We start from the raw sequence: 5,093 nt of genomic DNA on the forward strand, positions 1-5,093 counted from the left end.
GCTGCTCATGTGGTGGTTGCCCTGGTTTTGGGGTGGTTGTCTTCGTGGGTGTGTGTTGTGTGAGAACTCAATAGTGTGCCGATGTACTAACTAATACTTTTTTGGGAAAGTGCTTGTTTGGTTGTCGTTTGCGCGTGTGTGTTGCTGGTGGGTGCCGGGGGCCTTTGTTTGTTTTGGGTCCTTTTGTGCTTGCGGGTGATGGATTGCGTGGCGGCGCCTTTGTTTGGGTGCTTTTCGCGTGGTTTTTTCATTTGTGGGAAAGATCATGGTTGTTCTCTTCTTTTTTGGCCTCGTCGGTTCGAAGGGGAGAATGTTTTATTTTTGGATAACGGCCAGGCCGCGCACTGTTTGTGGTGTGTGGTGGTTGTTTGTCTGTTTTTGTCAGGTTTTTGGGCCTTTCATTGTTTTTTTGATTCTTCTGATTTGAAGGGTTTTTGATGGAGGGTTTGATCCTGGCTCAGGACGAACGCTGGCGGCGTGCTTAACACATGCAAGTCGAACGGTAAGGCTCCAGCTTGCTGGGGTACACGAGTGGCGAACGGGTGAGTAACACGTGGGTGACCTGCCCTGCACTTCGGGATAAGCCTGGGAAACTGGGTCTAATACCGGATAGGACCGCACCGTGAGGGTGTGGTGGAAAGTTTTTTCGGTGTGGGATGGGCCCGCGGCCTATCAGCTTGTTGGTGGGGTAATGGCCTACCAAGGCGGCGACGGGTAGCCGGCCTGAGAGGGTGGACGGCCACATTGGGACTGAGACACGGCCCAGACTCCTACGGGAGGCAGCAGTGGGGAATATTGCACAATGGGCGGAAGCCTGATGCAGCGACGCCGCGTGGGGGATGACGGCCTTCGGGTTGTAAACTCCTTTCACCATCGACGAAGGGTTTCTGACGGTAGATGGAGAAGAAGCACCGGCTAACTACGTGCCAGCAGCCGCGGTAATACGTAGGGTGCGAGCGTTGTCCGGAATTACTGGGCGTAAAGAGCTCGTAGGTGGTTTGTCGCGTCGTCTGTGAAATTCCGGGGCTTAACTCCGGGCGTGCAGGCGATACGGGCATAACTTGAGTACTGTAGGGGAGACTGGAATTCCTGGTGTAGCGGTGAAATGCGCAGATATCAGGAGGAACACCGGTGGCGAAGGCGGGTCTCTGGGCAGTAACTGACGCTGAGGAGCGAAAGCATGGGGAGCGAACAGGATTAGATACCCTGGTAGTCCATGCCGTAAACGGTGGGCGCTAGGTGTGGGTTTCCTTCCACGGGATCCGTGCCGTAGCTAACGCATTAAGCGCCCCGCCTGGGGAGTACGGCCGCAAGGCTAAAACTCAAAGGAATTGACGGGGGCCCGCACAAGCGGCGGAGCATGTGGATTAATTCGATGCAACGCGAAGAACCTTACCTGGGCTTGACATATACAGGATCGCGCCAGAGATGGTGTTTCCCTTGTGGCTTGTATACAGGTGGTGCATGGTTGTCGTCAGCTCGTGTCGTGAGATGTTGGGTTAAGTCCCGCAACGAGCGCAACCCTTGTCTTATGTTGCCAGCACGTTGTGGTGGGGACTCGTAAGAAACTGCCGGGGTTAACTCGGAGGAAGGTGGGGATGACGTCAAATCATCATGCCCCTTATGTCCAGGGCTTCACACATGCTACAATGGTCGGTACAGTGGGTTGCCAGTCCGTGAGGGCGAGCTAATCCCGCAAAGCCGGTCTCAGTTCGGATCGGGGTCTGCAACTCGACCCCGTGAAGTCGGAGTCGCTAGTAATCGCAGATCAGCAACGCTGCGGTGAATACGTTCCCGGGCCTTGTACACACCGCCCGTCACGTCATGAAAGTCGGTAACACCCGAAGCCAGTGGCCTAACACATTTTGTGGGGGAGCTGTCGAAGGTGGGATTGGCGATTGGGACGAAGTCGTAACAAGGTAGCCGTACCGGAAGGTGCGGCTGGATCACCTCCTTTCTAAGGAGATTATTTTTTCTTTGTGTCATGTGTCATCGTGTTGGTGGCGTGTGGCTATTTTTTGTTTTTTGGGTGGAACACCTACTGGTTAGATCACTGAAGTGGTGGTCTGCGCGTGCGTGTGATGACTTTAAGCGTTTGTGCTTTCCTTTTTGTGTTGGTTGGTTGTTGGTGCGCTGTTGGGTGTCTGGGATGACACACTTGTTGTTGTTCCTGTTTACAGGTTGCTGCGTGCTGCGGGCAGGCTGCTGTTGTGGTGGTTTGTGTGTGGTGTGTGGGTGTTGTGTGAGAACTGGATAGTGGACGCGAGCATCTTGTTTTTCTGTAAGTTCGATTTTGTCAAGCAGTTTTTCTGTTTGTGATTGTTCTTAGTTATTTGTTTGTGTGTTGTGTTGTAAGGGCGCATGGTGGATGCCTTGGCATAGTAGGCCGATGAAGGACGTGAGAGGCTGCGATAGGCCTCGGGGAGCTGCCAACTGAGCGTTGATCCGAGGGTGTCCGAATGGGGAAACCTGGCCGTCGTTGTGGGCGGTCGCCGTTAGATGAATTCATAGTCTAATTGGTGGTTACGCGGGGAAGTGAAACATCTCAGTACCCGTAGGAGTAGAAAACAATTGTGATTCCGTTAGTAGTGGCGAACGAACGTGGATGAGGCTAAACCGCGTGCGTGTGATACCTGGCAGGGTTTGCGTGCGTGGGGTTGTGGGGATGCATTGTGCAGGGTCTGCTAGTCCTGCGTTGTGTTGTGTGGGTGTAGCGGAAGTGGATTGGAATGTCCTGCCGTAGACGGTGAGAGTCCGGTACGTGAAACATCCGTGCGTGCAATTGGTGTGTTGCCCGAGTAGCAGCGGGCTCGTGGAATCTGCTGTGAATCTGCCGGGACCACCCGGTAAGCCTAAATACCTGCTTATGACCGATAGCGGATTAGTACCGTGAGGGAATGGTGAAAAGTACCCCGGGAGGGGAGTGAAATAGTACCTGAAACCATGTGCTTACAATCCGTCAGAGCCCTTTTTTGTGGGGTGATGGCGTGCCTTTTGAAGAATGAGCCTGCGAGTCAGCGGCATGTCGCGAGGTTAACCCGTTTGGTGGGGTAGTCGTAGCGAAAGCGAATACTAACTAGTGTGTTGTCAGTGGCATGTCCTGGACCCGAAGCGGGGTGATCTACCCATGGCCAGTGTGAAGCAGAGGTAAGACTCTGTGGAGGCGCGAACCCACTTAGGTTGAAAACTGAGGGGATGAGTTGTGGGTAGGGGTGAAAGGCCAATCAAACTCCGTGATAGCTGGTTCTCCCCGAAATGCATTTAGGTGCAGCGTCGTGTGTTTCCTCCTGGAGGTAGAGCTACTGGTTGGTTTAGCGGGACTATCATCTTAGCGACATCAGCCAAACTCCGAATGCCGGTGAGGTTAGAGCACGGCAGTGAGACTGCGGGGGATAAGCTTCGTAGTCGAGAGGGAAACAGCCCAGATCGCCGGCTAAGGCCCCTAAGGGTGTGCTAAGTGGAAAAGGATGTGGGATCGCGAAGACAACCAGGAGGTTGGCTTAGAAGCAGCCATCCTTGAAAGAGTGCGTAATAGCTCACTGGTCGAGTGGTTCTGCGCCGACAATGTAGTGGGGCTCAAGTACACCGCCGAAGCCGCGGCAATCACCATTTTTTGGTGGTTGGGTAGGGGAGCGTCGCGTGACTGCTGTGAAGCGCTGGGGTAACCCTAGTGTGGAGTGTGCGCGAGTGAGAATGCAGGCATGAGTAGCGAATGAGGAGTGGAAAACTCCTCCGCCGAATGACTAAGGGTTCCTGGGCCAGGTTAATCCTCCCAGGGTGAGTCGGGACCTAAGGCGAGGCCGACAGGCGTAGTCGATGGATAACGGGTTGATATTCCCGTACCCGTGTGTCCGCGCCCATGGTGAATCAGGGATACTAACCCACCTGAACACGCGCCGTTTACTAGCCTTTTAGGTTGGTTGGTGTGTGTGATGCTGGGGACCTGAACTGGTAGTAGCCAAGTGATGGGGTGACGCAGGAAGGTAGCCGTGCCACGTGATGGATATCGTGGTGTAAGCGTGTGGCCCGTGTTCTAGGTAAATCCGGAGCACATATAGGGTGAGGCGTGATGCGTACCCGTTTTGGGGGAAGTTGGTGATCCTATGCTGCCGAGAAAAGCCTCTAGCGATGTGGATATACGGCCCGTACCCGAAACCGACACAGGTAGTCAGGTAGAGAATACTAAGGCGATCGGGAGAACTGTGGTTAAGGAACTCGGCAAAATGCCCCCGTAACTTCGGGAGAAGGGGGGCCATGACTGGTGACCGACGTGGTTGAGCTGGTTGTGGCCGCAGAGAATAGAGGGAAGCGACTGTTTACTAAAAACACAGGTCCGTGCGAAGACGGGTAAGTCGATGTATACGGACTGACGCCTGCCCGGTGCTGGAAGGTTAAGAGGACCTGTTAGACCCTTTGTGGGTCGAAGCGGAGAATTTAAGCCCCAGTAAACGGCGGTGGTAACTATAACCATCCTAAGGTAGCGAAATTCCTTGTCGGGTAAGTTCCGACCTGCACGAATGGCGTAACGACTTCCCTGCTGTCTCAACCACAGACCCGGCGAAATTGCAGTACGAGTAAAGATGCTCGTTACGCGCGGCAGGACGAAAAGACCCCGGGACCTTCACTATAGCTTGGTATTGGTGTTCGGTTCGGTTTGTGTAGGATAGGTGGGAGACTGTGATGCCTCAACGCCAGTTGGGGTGGAGTCGTTGTTGAAATACCACTCTGATCGTATTGGACATCTCAACCTCGGCCCGTGATCCGGGTTAGGGACAGTGCCTGGTGGGTAGTTTAACTGGGGCGGTTGCCTCCCAAAGAGTAACGGAGGCGCCCAAAGGTTCCCTCAGCCTGGTTGGCAATCAGGTGTTGAGTGTAAGTGCACAAGGGAGCTTGACTGTGAGACTGACAGGTCGAGCAGGTAGGAAACTAGGGACTAGTGATCCGGCACCGGCTTGTGGAAGCGGTGTCGCTCAACGGATAAAAGGTACCCCGGGGATAACAGGCTGATCTTCCCCAAGAGTCCATATCGACGGGATGGTTTGGCACCTCGATGTCGGCTCGTCGCATCCTGGGGCTGGAGTAGGTCCCAAGGG

The 5,093-nt window shown here is 54.3% G+C and carries 2 rRNA genes; both read left to right on the forward strand.

What is annotated here, in order from left to right:
• The first annotated feature begins 434 nt into the window (after positions 1–434).
• Positions 435–1,957: ribosomal RNA gene (locus HMPREF2820_RS00005) — 16S ribosomal RNA — on the forward strand.
• Positions 1,958–2,341: 384 nt separating this feature from the next.
• Positions 2,342–5,093 (forward strand): 23S ribosomal RNA (locus HMPREF2820_RS00015); the annotation flags it as partial.

The organism is Corynebacterium sp. HMSC064E08, from assembly GCF_001811805.1.
GTDB lineage: Bacteria > Actinomycetota > Actinomycetes > Mycobacteriales > Mycobacteriaceae > Corynebacterium > Corynebacterium jeikeium_D.